The sequence below is a fragment of the Ochrobactrum sp. MYb379 genome, assembly GCF_037479515.1.
Classification (GTDB): Bacteria; Pseudomonadota; Alphaproteobacteria; order Rhizobiales; family Rhizobiaceae; genus Brucella.
In genome coordinates this window covers 166,302-187,125 of sequence record NZ_JBBGYW010000001.1, presented here as the reverse complement: position 1 = coordinate 187,125, position 20,824 = coordinate 166,302, and the positions used below count along the sequence as shown (strand labels likewise).

Genomic DNA, 20,824 nt, shown 5'->3' with positions numbered 1-20,824 from the left:
CATATATGAGGGGCTTTAAATGGCGAGCACCGACGCGTATAGCGCGACGGCGGAGAGCAAACGCGACTCCGGCGGCAAGCGAAAGAAAGGCAGACTGTCAGGTCATGCCAAGCTTCTCGCAGGCCCTGCTTATGGAAAATTTATAGCCGTGGAACCAGCATTGCGCCGTCTTGTTCCTGCTCTCATTGTCATCTTTCTAGTCATACTCGGTGTGGCGCGTGTTTTCTCCATGCTGTCATGGCGCGAAGACATTGAGCTCCAGCACAAGGCCGCTCTGTCTGCTGCAACGGCTAATCTGGCGCAGATGATCGAGCGCGCCGCAAATGGTACGCAGGCTGGCGCGCAAATGTCGCCCAAAGATCTTGATAATACGGTTGCCGAATTTCGCTCGCGCGGGCTGTCATCCAGCGGCATGACTGTCGCTCTGGTCAATGACGATTCCGTCATTGTCACCGCATCCGGCCCTGCAACAGATATAGTCGGCAAACGCGCCGATGATATTTTCAGTGACATTCAACCGCTCTTCATGTTTGCAGAGCGTGCGGGCGTACTCACAATCGTAATGAACGGCGAAGTTGCTTTCGGCACGGTTTCAAAGCCGATTACCGTTCCCTATGCGATTATTGCGGCAGAACCCGAAAGCACGATATTCGCCGAGTGGAAGCGTGCGGTTTCTCTGAACGTGACACTGTTTGCCGGCACCACCGGCGTGATGTTCGCCATTCTCTACGCCTATTTCAGTCAGGCAGCGCGGGCGCGTGAAGCGGACGATCTTTCCGGCCAAATTCAGCGCCGTATCGATATGGCGCTAGCGCGTGGCCGTGGCGGTCTCTGGGATTGGGATATGGCACGTGGACGCATTTATTGGTCGCGCTCCATGTATGAAATGCTGGGCTATGAAGCCCAGGATGCCGTTCTCGCGTTTGGCGATGTGTCAGCAATCATAAACCCCGAAGACGGTGATCTCTATTCGATTGCTGAACAGGCAGCGGCTGGCGACATATCGCATGTGGACCGCGTATTCCGTATGCGACATGCCGACGGTTCTTGGGTCTGGATGCGCGTTCGTGCTGAAATTGCCGCAGAAAATGAACTGCATCTTGTCGGCATTGCGTTTGATGTCAGCGAACAGCACCGCTTCGCACAGCAGACGGCAGAGGCCGATATGCGGATCCGCGAAGCCATCGAAAATATTTCGGAAGCCTTCGTTCTTTGGGATGCTAATAACCGTCTGGTGATGGCTAACTCCAAGTTCAGCGAATATGCTGGCCTTCCAGTCTGGACATTAAAGCCGGGTGTACCGCGTAATGAAGTGGACGCGCATACCCGCCCATTCAGCTTCGAGCGCCGTATGGCGAATGAGCATAACCGTGCAGGCGGTCAAACGTTTGAACGCCAACTAAGCGATGGCCGCTGGCTACAGGTCAACGAACGCCGCACGCAAGACGGTGGCCTTGTTTCGATTGCAACCGACATTACGCAGATCAAGCAGCATCAGGAACGTCTGGTGGATAGTGAACGACGCCTGATGGCAACCATTCACGATCTGTCGATTGCGCGTAAAGGCGAGCGTGACCGTGTGCGTGAACTTTCAGAACTCGCGCGCAAATATGGTCAAGAAAAAGAGCGCGCGGAGGCAGCTAACCGCTCGAAATCTGAGTTCCTCGCCAACATGTCTCATGAGTTGCGCACGCCGCTCAATGCGATCATCGGCTTCTCGGAAATGATACAGGCTGGCACATTCGGGCCACTCGGTTCGGATCGCTATGAAGAATATATCAATGATATTCACACCAGTGGTAACTTCCTGCTCAACGTTATCAATGACATTCTCGACATGTCAAAGATTGAAGCTGGTCACTTCTCGCTTGACCGCGAAGAAATTGATCTCTGCCCGCTGATCAAAGAAACTGTGCGCATGATTTCGCTGCAGGCCGATGAGAAGAACATCACGGTCGAAACGCGGATCGAAGATGCCATGCAGCTCAACGCAGATCGCCGTGCGGTGAAGCAGGTGCTGATCAATCTGCTGTCCAATGCGGTGAAGTTCACTTCGCATAACGGCCATATAACCGTCCGTGCTCGCAAGACTGGTTCAGCACTATTCATGACCATTCAAGATACTGGCGTTGGCATTCCAAAATCAGCGCTGAAGAAAATCGGCCAGCCATTCGAGCAGGTGGAAAACCAGTTCACCAAGACACATAGTGGTTCTGGTCTTGGCCTTGCGATCACCCGTTCGCTCGCGGAGTTGCATGGCGGCTGGCTGCGTATTCGCTCAACCGAGGGCGTGGGGACAGTGGTTGCGGTCTGTATTCCAGACCGCAAGCAATGGGCTGCAACCATTCCCGGCACAGCAATTCACGCTGCCTGATTAGAGCGTGTCGTTATCAGAAACCGGCTCCAACTTTTCCGCGACATGCTTTAGCCAATAAGGTTGTCGAAGCTCGCCCGGACATTGGCGGCGAGCTCGCTGATGTGGTGTTCAACGCGCTTAATGTCCGGCAATTCAGCAGCACGGCAGAGAAGATCAACCATTCCAGGGATGAATTCTTCGCGCGTCGCATCACTTCCAAGACAAAGCCGGATCGTCTGGCTAAGATTGGTGTAGAAGCGATGCGCTTGCACGAGATCATCGATTGTCTTCGGATCAGCAAATGAAGAATCAAGACCAGCCAACACATCCTCCGTTGCCAACGGCCTTGGATGTTTTGTCACTTTTCCGATCAGCACAGCGAACTGCGCGATAAATTCCAGATCGACGATGCCTCCCGGTTTCAGCTTGAAATCCCAGTCGTCACGCGGCGGCTTTTCCTCGTAAATGAGATCGCGCATTTCGCGCACGTCTTTGGCAATCTTTTGCGTGTCAATTTTACTTGATAAGACCTCGTCAATTTCATCCCGGATGAAATCACTGAACTCCGTATCGCCATGGATAGGGCGCGCACGCGTCAGCGCCATATGCTCCCATGTCCATGCCTCGCTACGCTGATATTTACCAAAAGATTCGATATGAGTCGCAACTGGACCTTTATTCCCCGATGGGCGCAATCGCATATCGACTTCGTAAAGCACGCCTTCTGCTGTTGGAGCGGACAAAGCTGCAATGAGACGCTGTGTCAAACGAATATAATATTGCGAAGCAGCCAGCGGCTTTTCACCTTCAGAATAATCCGCATCCTGATCATGGTCATAAAGCAGGATCAGATCGACGTCAGAGCCAGCGGTCAGTTCTCGGCTACCAAGTTTGCCCATAGCAAGCACAACAACCTTAGCACCCTTCACCTTGCCATGACGGCGCTGTAGTTCGGATTCGACCGCTTCAAAGGCCTTTCCGATCATAAGCTCCGCCAGATCAGAGAAAGCCCGCCCTGCCCGCACACCATCGATGGCACTGGTTAGCAAGCGAATACCGATCAAAAAACGATGCTCGGCTGCAAAAATCCGAAGACGATCAAGCACCTCTTCATAATCGCTTGCAGATCCAAGAAATGCGCGCAGACGTTCTTCCAGATAATTGCGCGTTGGCATTTCCGAGAAAATTGCCGGATCAAGAAGGCCGTCAAAGACATGAGGGTTGCGCGTGATCACCTCGGCCAGCCGCGGGGCCGCACTCATAATCATCACAAGCAGATTGAGCAGACGCGGATTGGATTGAAGCAGGCTGAAAAGCTGAATGCCGGAAGGCAGGCCTTGCAAGAACCCATCAAAGCGCAGAAGCGACTCGTCCGCACGTTTGGTTGCAGCAAAAGCTTGCAACAGGGCTGGCGTCAGCTCGGTGAGACGTTCTCGCGCTTCGGCTGACTGCGTGGCGCGATAGCGGCCAAAATGCCATGTCCGGATGACCCGACATATATCGCTGGGCCGCTCATAGCCCATAGAGGCCAGCGTTTCCAATGTTCCCGGATCGTCTACGTCGCCGGTGAAAACCAGATTGCCGCTTGATGCTCCGAGTTCAGGCGCTTGCTCGAACAATGCCGCATAGTGCTTTTCAACAATCTTGAGCGCTGACAGAAAAACGTCAGAAAACTCTGCCGGATCGCTATAACCCATCATATGCGCGACACGTGCAAAGCCTTCATCGTCTTCCGGCAAAATATGCGTCTGCTCATCTGCAATCATCTGGATGCGGTGCTCAACATCACGAAGGAAATAATAATCCTTGCCGAGTGCATCACGTGCCTTTTGCGTGATCCAGCCGCGTTCAGCAAGCCGTCCAAGCATCGGAACAGTCTGATTGCCGCGCAATTCAGGAAAGCGACCACCCGCAATCAATTGTTGCGTCTGCACGAAAAATTCGATCTCACGGATACCGCCACGCCCAAGCTTCACATTATGTCCGCGTACGGCAATATCGCCATGGCCTTTATGCGCATGTATCTGTCGCTTGATCGAATGCACATCGGCAATCGCCGCATAATCGAGATATTTGCGCCAGACATAGGGTGCCAGTTCTGCCAAAACTTGCAGACCAGATTCACGATCACCTGCCACCGGACGCGCCTTGATCATAGCAGCGCGTTCCCAGTTCTGCCCGCGCCCTTCATAATAATGAAGGGCTGCACCGACCGGAATTGCCAACGGTGTCGATCCCGGATCAGGGCGCAAGCGCAGATCAACACGGAAGACATAGCCGTCGGCAGTGCGATCTTGCAAAATGCGCACGAGACGCCGCGTCATGCGTGAGAACGTATCGACGCATTCATAGGGATCGATGATTGCCGGACGTTCGGAATCGATGAAAACAATCAAATCAATATCAGATGAATAATTCAGCTCGCGGGCACCAAACTTGCCCATGCCAAGTACGATCCAGCCACTACCCTTTTCAGGATCGTTGCGGTCCACAAGTTTAATCTTGCCAGCACTATCAGCCTCACGAAGAAGAAAGCGGATTGCAGCTCCGGTGCAGGCTTCCGCTAGATCAGTCAGCCAGCCAGTCGTTGCTTCTGTATTAAATATCTGTGCCAGATCACAAAGGGCAATGAGCACATGCGCCTCTCGCTTTCGGTGACGCAGGCTGGTCATCAAAGCGGCTTCGGTGATGCCTTCTTCTATGCCCGAGCTAGAAATGTTTGAGAGAATATATGTGAGTGCAGTTTCAGGTGGACTGGATGTAATCCTGTCAAGGATGCTTGGGTGACTGATCAATGACTCGCGGAGAAAAGGAGAAAGATCGAGCACCGCTGCGAGAAAGCTCTGTGCTTTTTCATTGCGCAAAAGCTCGACAACCTGGCTCAGTTCTTCGCTCTGTGCCCGCTCTGACAGGTCAGCCAGATACCCACGTGCTCTTTCGGGATCGAGCGGCGCCAGCGCACAAAGGTTACGGTCAAAAAAGAGTGCCTTTGTGTCGCCAGCTGCCATGATACCCTCAGCATTCAATATAAAACTAGGCGTCTTTCGGCAAAGGGAACTCCAATACGGCACGCAGGCCCGGCCCATTGTCTTCAAGACGCAGAGCGCCACCGTGCAATTTCATCACTGCCTTGGCAAGACTTAAACCAAGTCCGGAACCCGGCTGTGTACGGCTTTCTTCAAGACGAACAAAACGCTCGGTTGCTTGCTCGCGTTTATCTTCCGGTATGCCGGGACCGTTATCGGCCACGACAATGCGCACCCATTGCGGATCACGTTCCATTAAGAGTGTTACGGCGGCAGACTTCTCGCTGCTCAGAGCATATTTGATAGCATTGTCGACAAGGTTTGAAACCGTCTGGCCCACGAGCTCACGATTAATGCGCAGCGGCACATCATCAAGTGTACCGAGCGTAAGTTGAACACCTGCATCTTCGGCTACCGGCTCGTACATTTCGGCCACATCGCGAACAATCGGAGCAACCGGCATATCATCGAGATTTTCTGATGAGTAACCGGCTTCGAGCCGCGAGATCATCAATATCGCGCTGAATGTACGGATCAGTTGATCGGATTCTCCAATAATATCTTCAAGCGCTTCGCGATATTCCGGCCCAGCCTTCTTGCCAGACAACGCTTCCTCCGCACGATTACGAAGTCGCGTGAGCGGCGTTTTGAGATCATGCGCGATATTGTCGGAGACCTGTTTTAAGCCTTCGTTCAGCTCAAGAATGCGCCCAAGCATAACGTTCAGATTACCGGAAAGCCGGTCAAACTCATCGCCCGAGCCGTTAACAGGCAACCGGCCCGTCAGATCACCATCCATGATGCGCTGCGAGGCACGTGACATATCATCGATGCGCTTCAGCGCACGACGGCCCACAAAGAACCAAATCAGCAGCGCACCAACGCCCATAATACCAAGCGCCAGCATCAGCGAACTTCGGACAAGATCACGGAAGCGTTCAGGTTCGCCAAGGTCACGCCCCACCAGCAAGCGCATGCCATTTGGCAGAGCGATTACCACGGCGATGGCACGATGCTCGGTTTCAGTACCTTGTTCGCCGTAGCGACGATATTTAAAGGCGCGCTCAACGATGCCGTCCGTGTCCAGTACGCCGGGTTCCACACCTTCGACGTTACCAGAAAGGATACGTCCTGACTGATCCGCAACCAGATAAAGATAAGCGCCCGGCTGACGCGAACGATAGTCAATTGTCCGCACAAGCTGCGGAATGCCGCCTCGCGAATAGGCTTTGCCGATACTTGCAACTTCCTCGCCCAACGCTTCCTGCGTCTGACTATTGATGATCGAAGCCGACAGATTGGTCATGTAAAAGACCAGAGCAACCGCGCCCACGGCAAACAACAGTAGATAAAGCGTGGAGAGGCGTGCGGCAGTTGTCCGCATGAGCGCAGAAAAACGGCCCATCATTCAACCTTAGTGCTTGCAGCGGCTTTTGCTTTTGCGGCTTTCAACATATATCCAGCACCCCGCACGGTGTGCAGAAGCGGACCGTCAAAGCCTTTTTCAATCTTCGAACGAAGTCGGGAAATATGTACGTCGATCACATTGGTCTGCGGGTCGAAATGATAATCCCACACGTTTTCGAGCAGCATCGTACGGGTAACCACCTGCCCTGCATGACGCATCAGATATTCAAGCAGGCGAAATTCGCGCGGCTGGAGGGTTATATCCACATTCTGCCTGCGCGCGGTATGTGCAAGGCGGTCCAGCTCCAGATCGCCTACACGATAAATCGTATCGGCCTCGCGCGGACTTGAGCGACGCTGCAAAACTTCAACACGCGCCAGAAGCTCGGAAAAAGCATAGGGTTTGGTCAGATAATCATCGCCACCCGCACGCAAGCCTGTCACGCGGTCATCAACTTCGCCCAGCGCGGAAAGAATAAGAACCGGCGTCTCCATGCCTTTTGCACGCAGGCCCGCAACGACTGAAAGTCCGTCGCGCTTTGGCAACATGCGATCAACGACCAGCACGTCATAATTGCCATGTTCCGCAAGTGCGTAACCCGTCTCTCCATCACCCGCAATGTCGGCAGAATGGCCAGCCTCACTGAAGGCTTTCTCAAGATAGCGGGCCGCTTCGCGGTCATCTTCAATAACGAGAATTTTCATGGCTCTACCCCACAGCAAGCGACGACGATTGTAAAAACAATAAGTTGTCAGGGAAAATGAAGCAATGGCAGGCGGGTTATCCGCCTGCCATTTTGTTTCGATACACTAATCAACCAGAAGCTTCAGGCTTATTCCTGATCGATTGGCAGAGCTACGAAGCGGCTCTGATCCTCGTTCTGGAGCTGCAACAGCACAGCCTTGCGACCAGCCTTAGAGGCTTCGGCAATCGCCTTATCGATGTCTTTCGCACTCTTAACGACCTGATTGTTAACACTTACAATCGTTTCACCAGTGCGAATGCCACGATCAGCAGCGTCGCTGTCAGGATCAACATTGGTGATCACAACGCCATCACCATCTTCAGAAGGTGTGACCGTCAGGCCGTAGGAGTCGAGAGCCTCGCCCTGCTCTGTATCACCGGAGCCAGACTTGCTGCTATCGGCCTTGCCTGCATCCTGCGGCATCGCACCGATGGTAACGTCGATCTCTTCTGCCTTACCCTTGCGCCATATGGTCAGAGCAGCCTTTTCACCTGGTACAATATTGCCAACCTTGCGGGCCAGATCGCGTGGGTCCTGAACTGTTTCACCATTCACGGCCGTGATCACATCACCAGCCTTGATACCTGCCTTCACAGCAGGACCGTCAGCCTGTGGCGCGGATACAAGTGCTCCTTTTTCTTCAGCCAGACCAAGCGAAGCAGCAATATCCTTATTAACCGGCTGAATCTGAACACCAATCCAGCCACGCTCGACCGAACCCTTCTTGATCAGCTGATCAACGACCTGCTTGGCAGTCGAAGCTGGAATAGCAAACGCGATGCCAACACTGCCGCCCGAAGGCGAGAAGATTGCAGTATTGATACCAATCACTTCACCGGACTGGTCAAAAGTTGGACCACCGGAGTTACCCTTATTTACGGCCGCATCGATCTGGATAAAGTCATCATACAGGCTCGCACCGATATCGCGACCACGCGCCGACACAATACCGGAGGTTACAGTGCCACCAAGACCAAACGGATTACCAACAGCTACAACCCAGTCACCAACGCGGATCTTGCTGTCATCGCCGAGCTTCACATAAGTGAACTTCTGCTTTGGCTGATCAACTTTCAAAACAGCAAGGTCAGTACGCGGATCAGTACCAATCAGCTTTGCGTCAATTTCGGTGCCATCATCAAGAACAACGCTGTAAGCATCGCCATCGGAAACGACGTGATTGTTGGTCACAAGATAACCGTCTTCCGAGATGAAGAAGCCAGAGCCCTGTGCGAAAGGACGTTCATGACCCGGACGCGCCTTTGGACCCTTGCCTGGACGACGACCTTCAGGACGTGCATCACCACGCGGTTCCATACCAAAATCGCGGAAGAAACGCTTCAGAGGGTGACCGTCTGGCAGCTGATCAAAGCCCGGAGGGGTCTGCATCTGCTGGCCACGGCTATCGGCCTCCTGCACATCCTTCTTGACGCGAACACTGACAACTGCTGGACGAACTTTTTCGACGAGGTCTGCAAAGCCAGCCTGATGGGGTGCATTGACGCTCACCGCATCAGCACGGGCATTTTCCATAACACCCATTGGACCGGTCGCGACAAACGCACCAGCGAGTGCTGCGGACAGCGCTATTGCTGCAACGCCCTTACGATACTTGGAAGTAATGATCTTCGACATCTGGCTCTCCTTACAAGAAGCAATCCGGGGCTGGTCCTCTTGGGCGGCACCGACCCTGTTAATCCGTTATGATGTTAAGATAGTCAGCGCTACCTTACCGCTCAATTTCCGGAAAATGAAAGTTTTGTAAGGTTTGAAAGCCAACCAAATTGCTATTTATCGTCGAGAAGACGGGAAAGCTCGGCTTTTTCGCCATCAGACAACGGCTTTTGGACATCAGGAACCGCATTTCGTCGGCGGAAAGCAATCATTAAAGCAATGCCACCAAACAGAAGTACCATTACAGGAAAGCCCCATAGAATCGCAGTTTGTGCATTGAAGCGTGGCTTTAAGAGAACAAACTCGCCATAGCGGTCGACAACAAAATCAACGACCTGCTTATCAGAATCGCCAGATGTCAAACGTTCTCGCACCAGAATACGCAAATCACGCGCGAGTTCAGCATTGGAATCGTCGATTGATTCGTTCTGGCAAACCATGCAGCGCAGCTCTGACGAGATTTGTCGGGCACGCTTTTCAAGCTGCGGATCAGGAAGAACTTCGTCCGGATTAACAGCGAAAGCGCTGGATATCTGAAACGTCAGAAAAAGCGTTAGTAAAACCGTGACGAACTTTTTCGTAATCCTCATATGGTCGCCCCCGCCTCTTTCGACGATGGCTTTCGCGCTTTGGACGGAGCACCAACACGAAGGCGGCGATCGGCAAGTGAGAAGATTGCACCAATCATCATCACCAGCGCGCCATACCAAATCAGCGTTACATGTGGCTTCCACCATATGCGCACAACGATAGAGCCATCACCCGGTTCATCGCCAAGAGCCACATAGACCTGACTAAACCAGAGCGTCTTGATGCCGGATTCTGTCGTTGGCATCTGTCGGGCCGGGAAGAAACGCTTTGACGAGTGGACAATACCAAGATCATGATTTGAAGAATCGAAAAGCGTAAAGTCGCCTCGATTTTCAGTGAAATTTGATCCAGTCAGCGGGCGCATACCTTCAAAACGCAACGAATAATCCGCTGCCTTCGTCGTGTCGCCCGGACGCATCACCAGAACGTTTTCTGTGCCATAGGTGGTCACACTGACGATCCCGAGTAGCGTGACACCAAGACCGATATGGGCAAGTGCGGTGCCGAAAACCGAACGCGGAAGACCTTTAAAGCGTGACAGCGCTTTGACAGCCGAAACTTTGCCAATGCCTGCTTTTAGCCACAGGTCGGTAAGGCTTCCGACAATCAGCCATACGGCAAGACCAACACCCATCGCAGCCAGCACCGAATGAGAATTGCTCTGCCAGAGAACAATACCGACCGTAATAAGTGCCAGCGCAAAAGCCGCCATTAGTCGTTGTGCAACGCCGTAAAGATCACCACGCTTCCAAGCAAGCAATGGTCCAAACGGCACAGCCATAAGCAGTGGGATCATCAACGGGCCAAAGGTCATGTTGAAGAAAGGCGCGCCGACCGAAATCTTTTCGCCGGTGAGCACTTCGAGCAACAGGGGATAGAGTGTGCCAATGAGAACTGTCGCCGCAGCAGTGGTGAGGAACAGATTATTAAAGACCAGCGCACCTTCGCGAGAAATTGGCTGAAACAATCCACCTGATGACAGGCTTTGGACGCGCAATGCAAAGAGTGACAGCGACCCGCCGATAAATATGGCGAGAATAGCAAGGATGAACAGTCCGCGCCCCGGATCGGTTGCGAAACTATGCACGGAGGTCAATACGCCCGAACGGACAAGGAATGTTCCGAGCAAAGAAAGCGAGAACGTCAGGATCGCAAGCAGAACTGTCCAGATTTTAAGCGCCGAGCGCTTTTCCATAACGATTGCCGAGTGCAGCAGCGCGGTGCCAACTAGCCAAGGCATGAAGGATGCGTTCTCCACCGGATCCCAGAACCACCAGCCACCCCAGCCAAGCTCATAATAGGCCCAGTACGAACCCATTGCGATGCCGCCAGTGAGAAACATCCATGCGACCAGCGCCCAAGGGCGAACCCAGCGCGCCCATGCGGCATCCAAACGCCCTTCTATGAGCGCTGCAACAGCGAAAGAGAAGCAAACGGAAAAGCCGACATAGCCAAGATAGAGCAGCGGCGGATGGATCGCGAGACCAATATCCTGCAAGATCGGATTGAGATCACCACCTTCAAGCGGTGCAGGAATAATACGTGTGAACGGATTGGACGTAAAAATGATGAACGCCAGAAATGCCGTCCCTATCCAACCCTGAACGCCAAGAACATTCGCGCGCAGAGTTTCCGGCAAATTGCCAGAAAACGCAGCCACGAGTGCGCTGAAGAAGCTGAGAATCAGCACCCAAAGCAGCATGGAGCCTTCATGATTGCCCCATACGCCGGTGATCTTATAAAGCATCGGCTTTTGCGAATGCGAGTTCTCGACCACGTTCAGCACCGAAAAATCGGAAACGACGTAAGCGAGTGTCAGCACAGCAAATGAAAAAGCAATCAGCGCGAAAACTGCAAGTGTTGTCGGAACGGCAACGCCCATAAGCTGCATGTCTCTGCGCTGCGCGCCAACCACGGGCACGATGGACTGAACCACTGACAAAGCCAGTGCCAGAACGAGCGCGAAATGACCAATCTCGACATTCATAGGCTTTTTCCAGTTCCCATCATTTACCTTCCCAAACGCCCTTCTTTTTCAGGCTGTCGGCGAGGTCTTTCGGGACATAATTTTCATCATGTTTTGCAAGGACGCTGTCGGCGCGAAAAATACCGTCGGGTTCAAAACGGCCTTCTGCAACAACGCCCTGCCCTTCTCTGAACAAGTCAGGGGCAATGCCTTCAAAAACGACTTTGACCGTCTTGATTGTATCGGTGACCGTGAAACGAAGCTCACTACCCTCACGCACAACCGAGCCTTCTTCGACAAGACCACCCAGCCGGAAACGCGCGCCAGACGCAATTTCTTGTTCCGTCAGATCGGCAGGGGTTCGGAAAAAGCGAATATCCTGACTGAAGGCCATGAGCATAAGACCGACAGCAATTGCCAGCACGACCAGAGCGCCACCAATCAGCATCAGTCGCTTACGCTTCCTGCGGCTGACGGTGCGGGCCAGATTGCCCGCTGACTTTATGTTGCGTCCATTGCCTTCTGCGGTCGCACTCATTGCGTTGCGCTCCCTGCTTCCAAACCAAGTCCTGCTGCAAAATTTTTAAGCTCAACTTGCTGCTCGCTATCGAGTGCAGCCGCACCACGCTTCAGCGCATCGGCGGCTGCATCACGACGATCAAGGATCATGTAAGAGCGCACAAGACGCTTCCAGCCTTCCAGATCAGCGCCGTTTTCACGCAGGCTTTCATCGAGCCGCTGAACCATGCCTTCAACCATTGCCTGACGGTCTTCCGCATTCATAGAAGCGGCGGCATCGACGTCCTCAGTGGTTGGTCCCTTCGCGGGTGAAGATGACGAATTGGCCGAATCATGGATAAAGGCAATTGCCTTCTCAATCTGCGAGCGCCAAGGCGCGTCGGCAGGACCATTATCGAGAAGGGTTTGCAAGCGCTTCACAGCCCCCTCTGAATTACCATCCTGCAACTCACCCTGCGCGAGATAATATTGCGGGCGAATATCGTCCGTGTTCAATGCTGTCGCTTTGTTGAAAAGGCCTTCGGCTTCAGCCGTTACAGGACCACCAGACACAGCGATCAGCGCTTCACCAAGGCCGAGGACCCGTGGGAAATTTTCGCCTTCAAGCCTGATCGCTGAACGATAGGCATTGACTGCATCGTTGCCGCGACCAATGCGCAGATAAATTGGTGCCAATACATCCCAGCCACGCGCGTCATTTGGATTTTGCGCCAGATGCGCTTCAGCGCGGGCGATCAACTCGTCAACGGAGCTATTTTGCGGACTATTTTCCAATCGCGCGGCCAATGGCATCGACGGCATATCAGGCGCACCAAAAATCGGATAAACACCCCATGCGATCAAAGGAACCGACAACACCGATGCAAAGGCCACGATACGCCCTGAACGCGCCTTTTTTAAACTTGAAACGGCTTCTGAGTTACTTTTCTCAGCATTGAGAATACGGCGGGATATTTCAATGCACGCCTGCTCTGCACTCGGCGCGTCGATCATGCCGCGCGCAGCATCGGCCTCGACCTCACGCAACTGGTCGCGATACACTTCCAGATCATTTTTTTCAGGGGGCAAAAATTCCTGCTTGTTCCGAGTAAGCGGTAACAAAACAATCATTGTAGCTGCAAAAGTCAGCGCGGCGGCAGTCAACCAGAATTCCATGGCTGAGACTTAATCCCGGTCGGCATAAAAACCAACTCGAACAGTGCCGAATCCGGGTAACTAGGGCAATTCGCCGCAAAGCAATCATCGTAAAATGCGGCTTTTCAAGCATGCCCGTGCATAGAGGAAATAATAGCGATGCGCCTTGCGCATATCTAAGTAAAACGACTCACATCTTTTCAAAAAAATTATGTCAGAGGCGTCCAGCTTCCATCCGCATTACGGCAAGCTGTACCACGCGCGCTTTGCGGCGCACCAGCTATTGTGAAACTGTGCGTATATTGACGGCAATTCTGCGACCCGACCTGATAAGGCTGCGCGGCTGTTACATCACCAGATGTAGAAGCACCACCGCTCCATGAAACGACCTTACCCGCCGGCGAATATTCAAGTGCACGATATTCTGCTTCAAGCGCTTTTTTACGATCAGCCGCAGTCAATTGCCCAACGGAACTGCCAAGCAGGCCGTTACCTAACGACGCAAGAAGGTCCGGGCGCGTTTCTGTCTTTGAAGAAAGTCCGCCAATTGACGTCAGCCCACCGCCCTTGCCGCCGCTAGATGTTCCACAGGCAGAAAGCGTAAGCGCGATAGACGCGATCAAAAGCGGAGCAGAAAACCTAGAAACCATCATCATAATAAACCGGCCTTCATAAAGATGAGCATGCATATTATCGCAAAATGCAGCTGTCATCCTAACCTTGTAGTGAGCCTTGCGGCAAAAACAACTCTCAATCTTCAGTCAGCGGCAACACAACGCGTACAGCAAGTCCACCCATATTGCTTTTTGCAAGATGCAAACTTCCACCATATTCACGCACAGTATCCTGAACGATTGCCAAACCAAGACCGGTGCCGGGCTTGGTTTCGTCGACACGATTACCCCGCTTTAATGCCGCCTCTATTTTGTCTGGAGCAAGGCCCGGGCCATCGTCCTCAATCAAAATCTCAAACTGACGTTTCACATCTACCGTTGTTCGGAGCGTGATTTTTATACGCTTACGCCCCCACTTACCCGCATTTTCGAGAAGATTGCCAACGATCTCTTCCAAGTCTTCCTTTTCACCAGCAAAGACTGCACCCGGCAAAGCGTTCTTAAAACTGAGATTGAAAGACGGATTGAGTTTGACCGTCACCCGCTCCATGCGCTCCAGAACTGGCGTCACCGGCGTTCTGAACACAACGCTATCGCGCTGCGCTGCAATGCGTGCGCGTTGCAGATAATGCTGTATCTGCACTTGCATCGCTTCGCTTTGTTCAAGAATGACGCGCCCCTGCTCACCGCCCATGCTTCGCGCTTCATTGGCAAGAACTGAAAGCGGCGTTTTCAGCGAATGCGCGAGATTGCCAACCTGCGTTCGCGAACGCTCGACAATACGACGGTTGTTTTCAATCAGTGCATTCATTTCTTTGGCAAGTGGAGCAATTTCTATGGGCAGTGACGTATCTAATTTTGCTGAGCGCCCTTCGCGAATGTCCGCAAGTGCCTGACGCACCTTGTCGAGCGGACGGAGTCCAAACAGAATAATTCCAGCATTGATGAAGACACTGCCAAGGCCAAAAATCGCAAGGTAAAAAGCGAGCTTTCTCCGGAAGTCCGAAATTTCACTGATGACTTCACTTAGATTGCCCATCACGCGAAAGCGCGCAACACGATTATCATTATCCAGAACGACTTCGGTTTCGACAATGTAAAGCTCTTCGCCGTTCAACCCCGGCAAAGTGTAGCTACGCATGAAAGAGCTGTCGAAAGGCACCTGCGATACCGGGATTTCTGGAACGAGGCGCCCAATTGACGATAGAGATTGCAGTTTGCCGCTTACATTTTTGGAAATAGGATCAACAGACCAGTACCAACCAGAAAGCGGACTGGAATAGCGCAATTCGCCCAGTTCCGGACGCCCCTGAAGGGTGCCATCTGGCGTTATGCTGACCGCGCCAACGAGACTGAACAGATGGGCCGTCAGCAATCGCTCGAAATTGTTACGCGCCGCATCACCATAAAGTGTGCTGATAAGCGTTGCCACGACGACAAGTGCGATAATGACCCACAGCGTCGAAAGCGTAACAACGCGGATAGCCAGCGAACGCAAAGGGGGGAAAACGCGAAGAAGCTTCAGTTCCCGCTCCCTTTCACATCTCCCTGCCCATCAGACCGCATACGATAGCCCATGCCACGCACGGTTTCGATCAGATCAACGCCCATTTTCTTACGAAGACGACCGACAAAAACTTCAATCGTATTAGAATCGCGGTCGAAGTCCTGATCGTACAAATGCTCGACCAGCTCGGTCCGCGATACCACCTCATCCATATGATGCATGAGATAAGACAGCAGGCGATATTCGTGCGATGTCAGCTTGAGTGCTACACCATCGACACTGGCCTTTGAGGTCTTAGTATCAAGATGAAGCGTACCACAAACCAGCTCAGAAGATGCATGTCCTGCCGCGCGTCGGATGAGCGCGCGCAATCGCGCCATGACTTCTTCGATATGAAATGGCTTCGCGACATAATCGTCTGCGCCAGCATCTATACCAGCGACTTTATCGCTCCACCGATCGCGTGCGGTCAGCATGAGAACTGGCATTGCACGACCATCACGCCGCCAGCGTTCGACGACGCTGATACCGTCCATCTGTGGCAGACCTATATCGAGGACCACCGCATCATAAGGTTCGGTGTCACCAAGATGATGACCTTCCTCACCGTCGAACGCGCTGTCTACGACATAGCCTGCGCTCGCCATCGCATCAGAAAGCTGCCTGTTGAGATCTTTATCGTCTTCAACGATCAGAATACGCAAGCCATATTCCCTTGCTTAATGCCGTAGCAAAGCCGCTTATTGTGCGGGTACGGCCACTTCAACGCGACGCGGACGTTCGCCATCACGTCCTGGTATAAGTACCACGACCACACACATGGCTCGGCCATTTTGCGTTGTCGGCGTTGATTTAGCCAACTGGCCGCCCTGCGAGGCAGCCACTTGCTCGCCAACTGCCGCGCAATCAGCGGCGGCAACGACAAAGACGTTTGACTTTTGAGGCATCGTAATTGGTAGGGCACCGGCACTGACCGGCAACAGACCAATGCTAACGGCCAGAAGCGCGAAAATTTTGAGAGCAGGGTTCTGTTTCATCATGTCCCTTATATAGCGCCTGTCAGCTGAACGATGCATGAACGATACACTCCGCCGAAGGACACAAAGGAAATTAAGCCCATAAAATAGCAAATGCCTCATATTAAGACAGCGACTATTTAAACCATTGTTTTTACACATAAGATCATCCGGAGCATCCGTCAATATTCCGGGATCAAGCATATTCAATAACCCTGCTATCACGGTTTATAAAATTATGAAATGCGCGAAGTTGCCCCTATCCGACCAAAAATGGCGACAAGGCCGGCGATTGCGGTAGCGAGTTGCAGCAATACATCAGTCAGTGCACCTTGATCTACCGCTTCACTGACAAGACCAAACGCACCTGCAAGCGACAAAAACAACGCGACAAGTCCAGCCCAGACAGTGCGGGAGAGATACCAGGCTTTATCATCAGACATGAGATTTCCTCTTACATTAAGAATTGCTTTGAATTTGAATTGAGGCAAACTCGCCAGCCCCAACTCTCGGGCTTAACATTGCAATCCGAATTTCGAATGGACTGGTTCCAACCTCAGCAAATCGCGCGGCACTCGGATATATCCACGATGCAGTTGATACTTCTATAGTCCTCACGCGCACTTCTGACTGCCAGACTTCCACGCCATAATTTTCGCTGTCCTCGCCAAGCGGTATGTCTGCACCCATCCAGCTATCAGCATCAATCCGTCCGCGTCTGATCCAGCTAAGCAACAGATCACCATTGCTAAGCTGTTCAGCCTTGAGATGCACAGGACTCAGCGGTCTCAATGCCTGCAAGCCACCAATCGCTTTGACCGTATCGAAATATTCATCCGAGAATGACTTACCTGCCGCGCCTATTCGCCAGTTAAGTTCCAGTCCAATTTCCGATGACGTCAGACCAATGCCTAGCACGCCGCCGTCAAACAATATGAATGGAGTGCCCGCTGGCTTTTCAAGCCATGCTGCCGATTCAGTGCCAAGCTGTCCACGCAAAAGATTGCTTAACCGCCAATGATTTTGCCCGATCTCATCAGCTTCCAAAAACTGAATCACCTCCCATTTTTCATCGGGAGATTTGATCACCGCCATATTCACACCATTGAGGATTTGAGCGAGTGACTTTGATTGCAATTCACCCGAATAAAGTGCCAACTCTATCGTCTGCGCATTGATCATCCGTCCACTTGCCCCACTTGCTAGCGGCGCAGTCAGCTCGCCCATCACTGTCCGTTCCGTGATGAGGCTGCGTTCGGCAAAACCGTCGCCTGTTGGAGATGCATAGGCTGCCACCCCTCGCCATGGCTTGGCATGAGCGGCAATGCGGAACTGACCGGCAGAGTCTTCTGCACCGGGACATAACGGCAAATCAATGAGATGGAAAATCGGCTTCATATCCGAAACCGGTTCGCCTGGAGGAAGCTGCGGCGTCTCTCCCCTATCTGCAAAAACAACATTCGGTGCAAGGGCCACCGCCTTAACCGCACGAACTTCACCATCTTCCAACGAGGAAACGATGTAGTTACGCCCACCGCCCAGCATATTAAGTCGCACCCGATCGCCGACATGAAGGGCCGCTTCTGACCATGGCAGTGAGAAACTTGCCGTCCGACGCTCGGCATAGCGGCGCGCCATCCACGCCTCTGCGAATGCGCTCGCCTGCCCCGGTTCCATGGAACCAGATAAGCTGAGGCTTTCGGTGCCTTGTCCAGAATCGCGTCGCACCGATGCACCAACCACCTGAAAATCACGCAGTGGGTCGTTGCAATAGAGTTCTGCCACCGAAGGTAAGTCACCCTGATCTTCAAGAACTGCAGTCAGTGCTTCGCCATCGGTCGGTTCAACAAGCGTCGCCGCGACGTCAAGTACAGGAGCCGCACGACCAATGCTGCGAAACACAAATTGACCAGCCTGCTCAAAGCCGTGAATACCGAAGACATTCATCAGCGGTTCCAGTACACCGCGCGCCGTGCTTGGCTCTCCAATAACAAATCCAGTCAGATGTCCGTCTACGCCCGAGCAGTCAGCAGTCGGCAGGCCAAAGTCTGCAAGAATTGCAGCAATGAGTTCATCCACGGCGACCCCGCTGATACGGCCATTCAGCCAGTGACCCAGCCGCCAGTTTGGCGTATCGCCCCAAACATCACCTTTGAGCGGAAACTCCGGAAACGGCCTCGTGTCCCATGACCAGAGATAGATGCGATCCATGTCAAGCATCGGCCCACCATAGACGGGAGAGACCGGATTATGATCCGGCCAATACTGATAATGTGCTCGCAAAAAGCGATCCATGGCAATATCAGAACGTGCCCCATTCGAAAAATAGGGCGTCGCGTTTTCCGACGATTTCGGATCAGGGAAGACATTGGGCTGGTTCGGCCCCTTATCGACAGCTGGACAGCCGAGTTCAGTAAACCAAACCGGCTTTGATTGCGGAACCCATCCTGTTGACGCGGACACTTCCGCACCATCCACCCGGTTATAATGCGGGTTACTCCACCATGAGCAAATGTCTTTGTATCGGTAAACCCACGGTTTGCCTGCCATGCCGTCGGTGATAGGCGTGCGATTGCGCGCTATCCGGTCTTGGCCACTTGCATAATACCAGTCGAAGCCTTCACCAGATTCGATGTTGCTGCTCAGACCATCAGGATCATAAGCGCCTTCAAAGCCATCCGGGTTACCACCATCAAGATCACTATCGCGCCAGTCGGCAAGCGGCATATAATTGTCGATACCAATCGCATCGATTGCCGGATGCGCCCAAAGCGGGTCTAGGTTGAAATAAAGATCGCCGGTGCCGTCCTGCGCCTGATAGCCGAAATATTCAGTCCAGTCCGCGCCGTAACTAATACGGCAGCTGGCTCCAAGTTTGGTGCGAATTTCAGCAGCCAGCGCGCAAAGATGCATGACGAACGGGAAACTCTCGCGGCTTTCACGAATGCTGGTTAAGCCCCGCAATTCGGAGCCCAGCAGAAATGCATCCACCCCACCCGCCTGAAGCGCAAGATTTGCACAATGATTCAGAAAACGCCTGTAACCCCATGTTCCATTAACGAAAGCTGCGATCTGATTGGCGGCTTCTTCGGTCTTATCCGGCGAGCCAGCAACACCGATGGCAGGGTGACAGGTGATACGTCCGCGCCACGGATAGACTGACTGCCCTGTTCCGCCATCTGGGGATGGCAACTGATTATCAACAGGAATATCCATCATGATGAAAGGATATAGCGTCACTTTCAAGCCACGCGCTTTCGCATCGCGAATAGCATCAATCACACTCTGATCAGATGGTGTGCCGCCGTAGGCGGCGCCCTCACCGCTCGTGGAAATCAGATGTGCTCCACTGCGCGTGACATTTTCAACTTTCCACGTCTGGCTTGATGACGACGAACTTTGATGTGTGACTCCCGGCCTGATCATACATGATCCGGCACGCAGATCATTGCCAAACCACGGCAGAACGATTGCAACATGCTGGAGTTGCGGACAAAGCGCCTGCAATTCATCCATCGCGACGGTCCAGTCGCTGCGTCCGCGCTTTGCATTGCGGTTAAGCGTCCTGCGCTCACCCGGAAATGGTTGATCGGTTACGGGAGATGGTGACAAACCAAATTCCGTCGAGCCGGGAATGAGCGCGATAGCACGCACATCGCGCGCGACTTGTCCTACAGGGCGCAAAACCTCAAACTGAAATTGCGGCAAACGATTACCATACACATCAAGCGGAATGCGCTCGAAAACCACATAGGCCGTTCCACAATAGGCGGGAGCATTGCCTGTGCCCTGCTTGGCTTCAATCAGTGGATCTGGCTGCTGTGTATTGGTGCCACGATAAATACGCATTTCGATCTCGGTGAGATCAAGCTCCTGCCCATCAGCCCAGACACGACGAATGCCAGCGATTTCGCCTTCCGCGACCGCATAAGCCATATTGCCAAAATAGCTATAAGAGGTGACTTTTGGTCCACCCTTGCCGCCCTGCCGCTCTGTGGTTTTCTTTTCCTCAAAACGTGTGGCCCAGATCAACGTGCCCGAAAGCCGTGCCGTACCATAAACGAACGGCAAAGCGGCGCCTTCCTCAACCGTTGCGACGCGGCCGCTATTGAGGCGAGCGCCTTCCATATGGCGGGTTGAGTTGATAATGGCCGTGTCGATAGCATAGCCACCCATAGCGCCAAGCCCCGCGCCAATGGCAGCACCCACAGGGCCAAAAATACCACCAACGGCAGCGCCTACGGCTTGCAGAACAACAGTCGCCATTG

General features: G+C 53.1%; 15 protein-coding genes. 1 reads left to right on the top strand and 14 read right to left on the bottom strand.

From position 1 onward, the window contains the following. Positions 1-19: 19 nt before the first annotated feature. On the top strand, positions 20-2,374 hold the full coding sequence (locus WH356_RS00955; RefSeq protein ID WP_339508157.1) for a PAS domain-containing sensor histidine kinase: 2,355 nt from the start codon (positions 20-22) through the stop codon (positions 2,372-2,374). A gap of 50 nt (positions 2,375-2,424) precedes the next feature. Here WH356_RS00955 and WH356_RS00950 read toward each other — a convergent pair whose 3' ends face one another. The 14 genes from WH356_RS00950 to WH356_RS00885 form a co-directional block, all read right to left on the bottom strand. After that, entirely contained in the window at positions 2,425-5,364 is a 2,940-nt protein-coding gene (locus WH356_RS00950) for a bifunctional [glutamine synthetase] adenylyltransferase/[glutamine synthetase]-adenylyl-L-tyrosine phosphorylase (RefSeq protein ID WP_339508156.1), read from the bottom strand. A 25-nt stretch (positions 5,365-5,389) separates the two neighbouring features. Continuing rightward, entirely contained in the window at positions 5,390-6,790 is a 1,401-nt protein-coding gene (locus WH356_RS00945) for a sensor histidine kinase (protein WP_339508155.1), read from the bottom strand. Beyond that, positions 6,787-7,494: a response regulator transcription factor gene (locus WH356_RS00940; RefSeq protein WP_339508154.1), complete on the bottom strand. Its 708-nt coding sequence runs from the start codon at positions 7,492-7,494 to the stop codon at positions 6,787-6,789. The genes WH356_RS00945 and WH356_RS00940 overlap by 4 nt, the downstream gene beginning before the upstream one ends. Positions 7,495-7,622: 128 nt before the next feature. Beyond that, positions 7,623-9,170 (bottom strand): Do family serine endopeptidase, encoded by a 1,548-nt coding sequence (locus tag WH356_RS00935; RefSeq protein ID WP_339508153.1) that lies wholly within the window; start codon positions 9,168-9,170, stop codon positions 7,623-7,625. Between the two features lie 152 nt (positions 9,171-9,322). Continuing rightward, positions 9,323-9,799, bottom strand: a complete 477-nt coding sequence (locus tag WH356_RS00930) for a cytochrome c-type biogenesis protein (protein WP_339508152.1) — start codon at positions 9,797-9,799, stop codon at positions 9,323-9,325. Beyond that, a complete protein-coding gene (locus WH356_RS00925) occupies positions 9,796-11,787 on the bottom strand; it encodes a heme lyase CcmF/NrfE family subunit (protein ID WP_339508151.1) in 1,992 nt (663 codons plus the stop codon). The genes WH356_RS00930 and WH356_RS00925 overlap by 4 nt, the downstream gene beginning before the upstream one ends. A gap of 19 nt (positions 11,788-11,806) precedes the next feature. Beyond that, positions 11,807-12,304, bottom strand: coding sequence for a cytochrome c maturation protein CcmE (gene ccmE, locus WH356_RS00920; RefSeq protein ID WP_339508150.1), 498 nt, complete (start codon positions 12,302-12,304; stop codon positions 11,807-11,809). Further along, positions 12,301-13,440, bottom strand: a complete 1,140-nt coding sequence (gene ccmI, locus WH356_RS00915) for a c-type cytochrome biogenesis protein CcmI (protein WP_339508148.1) — start codon at positions 13,438-13,440, stop codon at positions 12,301-12,303. The genes ccmE and ccmI overlap by 4 nt, the downstream gene beginning before the upstream one ends. A gap of 188 nt (positions 13,441-13,628) precedes the next feature. Beyond that, on the bottom strand, positions 13,629-14,075 hold the full coding sequence (locus WH356_RS00910; protein WP_339508146.1) for a hypothetical protein: 447 nt from the start codon (positions 14,073-14,075) through the stop codon (positions 13,629-13,631). Positions 14,076-14,169: 94 nt separating this feature from the next. Then, positions 14,170-15,480: an ATP-binding protein gene (locus tag WH356_RS00905; RefSeq protein WP_339508902.1), complete on the bottom strand. Its 1,311-nt coding sequence runs from the start codon at positions 15,478-15,480 to the stop codon at positions 14,170-14,172. Between the two features lie 74 nt (positions 15,481-15,554). Continuing rightward, a complete protein-coding gene (locus tag WH356_RS00900) occupies positions 15,555-16,244 on the bottom strand; it encodes a response regulator transcription factor (RefSeq protein WP_339508144.1) in 690 nt (229 codons plus the stop codon). Positions 16,245-16,280: 36 nt separating this feature from the next. Then, positions 16,281-16,577 carry a hypothetical protein gene (locus WH356_RS00895; protein ID WP_339508901.1) on the bottom strand — a complete coding sequence of 99 codons (297 nt, stop codon included), beginning with the start codon at positions 16,575-16,577 and terminating at the stop codon, positions 16,281-16,283. 215 nt (positions 16,578-16,792) lie between these two features. Further along, positions 16,793-16,999 (bottom strand): hypothetical protein, encoded by a 207-nt coding sequence (locus WH356_RS00890; RefSeq protein WP_339508142.1) that lies wholly within the window; start codon positions 16,997-16,999, stop codon positions 16,793-16,795. 16 nt (positions 17,000-17,015) lie between these two features. Beyond that, entirely contained in the window at positions 17,016-20,822 is a 3,807-nt protein-coding gene (locus WH356_RS00885; RefSeq protein WP_339508140.1) for a baseplate multidomain protein megatron, read from the bottom strand. Between the last annotated feature and the right edge of the window lie 2 nt (positions 20,823-20,824).

What these genes read in the sequence shown, in the direction of transcription:
- ccmI (WP_339508148.1), bottom strand. Translation starts at nt 13,440, where the DNA reads ATGGAATTCTGGTTGACTGCCGCCGCGCTGACTTTTGCAGCTACAATG.
- WH356_RS00930 (WP_339508152.1), bottom strand. Translation starts at nt 9,799, where the DNA reads ATGAGGATTACGAAAAAGTTCGTCACGGTTTTACTAACGCTTTTTCTG.
- WH356_RS00895 (WP_339508901.1), bottom strand. Translation starts at nt 16,577, where the DNA reads ATGAAACAGAACCCTGCTCTCAAAATTTTCGCGCTTCTGGCCGTTAGC.
- WH356_RS00950 (WP_339508156.1), bottom strand. Translation starts at nt 5,364, where the DNA reads ATGGCAGCTGGCGACACAAAGGCACTCTTTTTTGACCGTAACCTTTGT.
- ccmE (WP_339508150.1), bottom strand. Translation starts at nt 12,304, where the DNA reads ATGAGTGCGACCGCAGAAGGCAATGGACGCAACATAAAGTCAGCGGGC.
- WH356_RS00945 (WP_339508155.1), bottom strand. Translation starts at nt 6,790, where the DNA reads ATGATGGGCCGTTTTTCTGCGCTCATGCGGACAACTGCCGCACGCCTC.
- WH356_RS00885 (WP_339508140.1), bottom strand. Translation starts at nt 20,822, where the DNA reads ATGGCGACTGTTGTTCTGCAAGCCGTAGGCGCTGCCGTTGGTGGTATT.
- WH356_RS00925 (WP_339508151.1), bottom strand. Translation starts at nt 11,787, where the DNA reads ATGAATGTCGAGATTGGTCATTTCGCGCTCGTTCTGGCACTGGCTTTG.
- WH356_RS00940 (WP_339508154.1), bottom strand. Translation starts at nt 7,494, where the DNA reads ATGAAAATTCTCGTTATTGAAGATGACCGCGAAGCGGCCCGCTATCTT.
- WH356_RS00935 (WP_339508153.1), bottom strand. Translation starts at nt 9,170, where the DNA reads ATGTCGAAGATCATTACTTCCAAGTATCGTAAGGGCGTTGCAGCAATA.
- WH356_RS00910 (WP_339508146.1), bottom strand. Translation starts at nt 14,075, where the DNA reads ATGATGATGGTTTCTAGGTTTTCTGCTCCGCTTTTGATCGCGTCTATC.
- WH356_RS00890 (WP_339508142.1), bottom strand. Translation starts at nt 16,999, where the DNA reads ATGTCTGATGATAAAGCCTGGTATCTCTCCCGCACTGTCTGGGCTGGA.
- WH356_RS00955 (WP_339508157.1), top strand. Translation starts at nt 20, where the DNA reads ATGGCGAGCACCGACGCGTATAGCGCGACGGCGGAGAGCAAACGCGAC.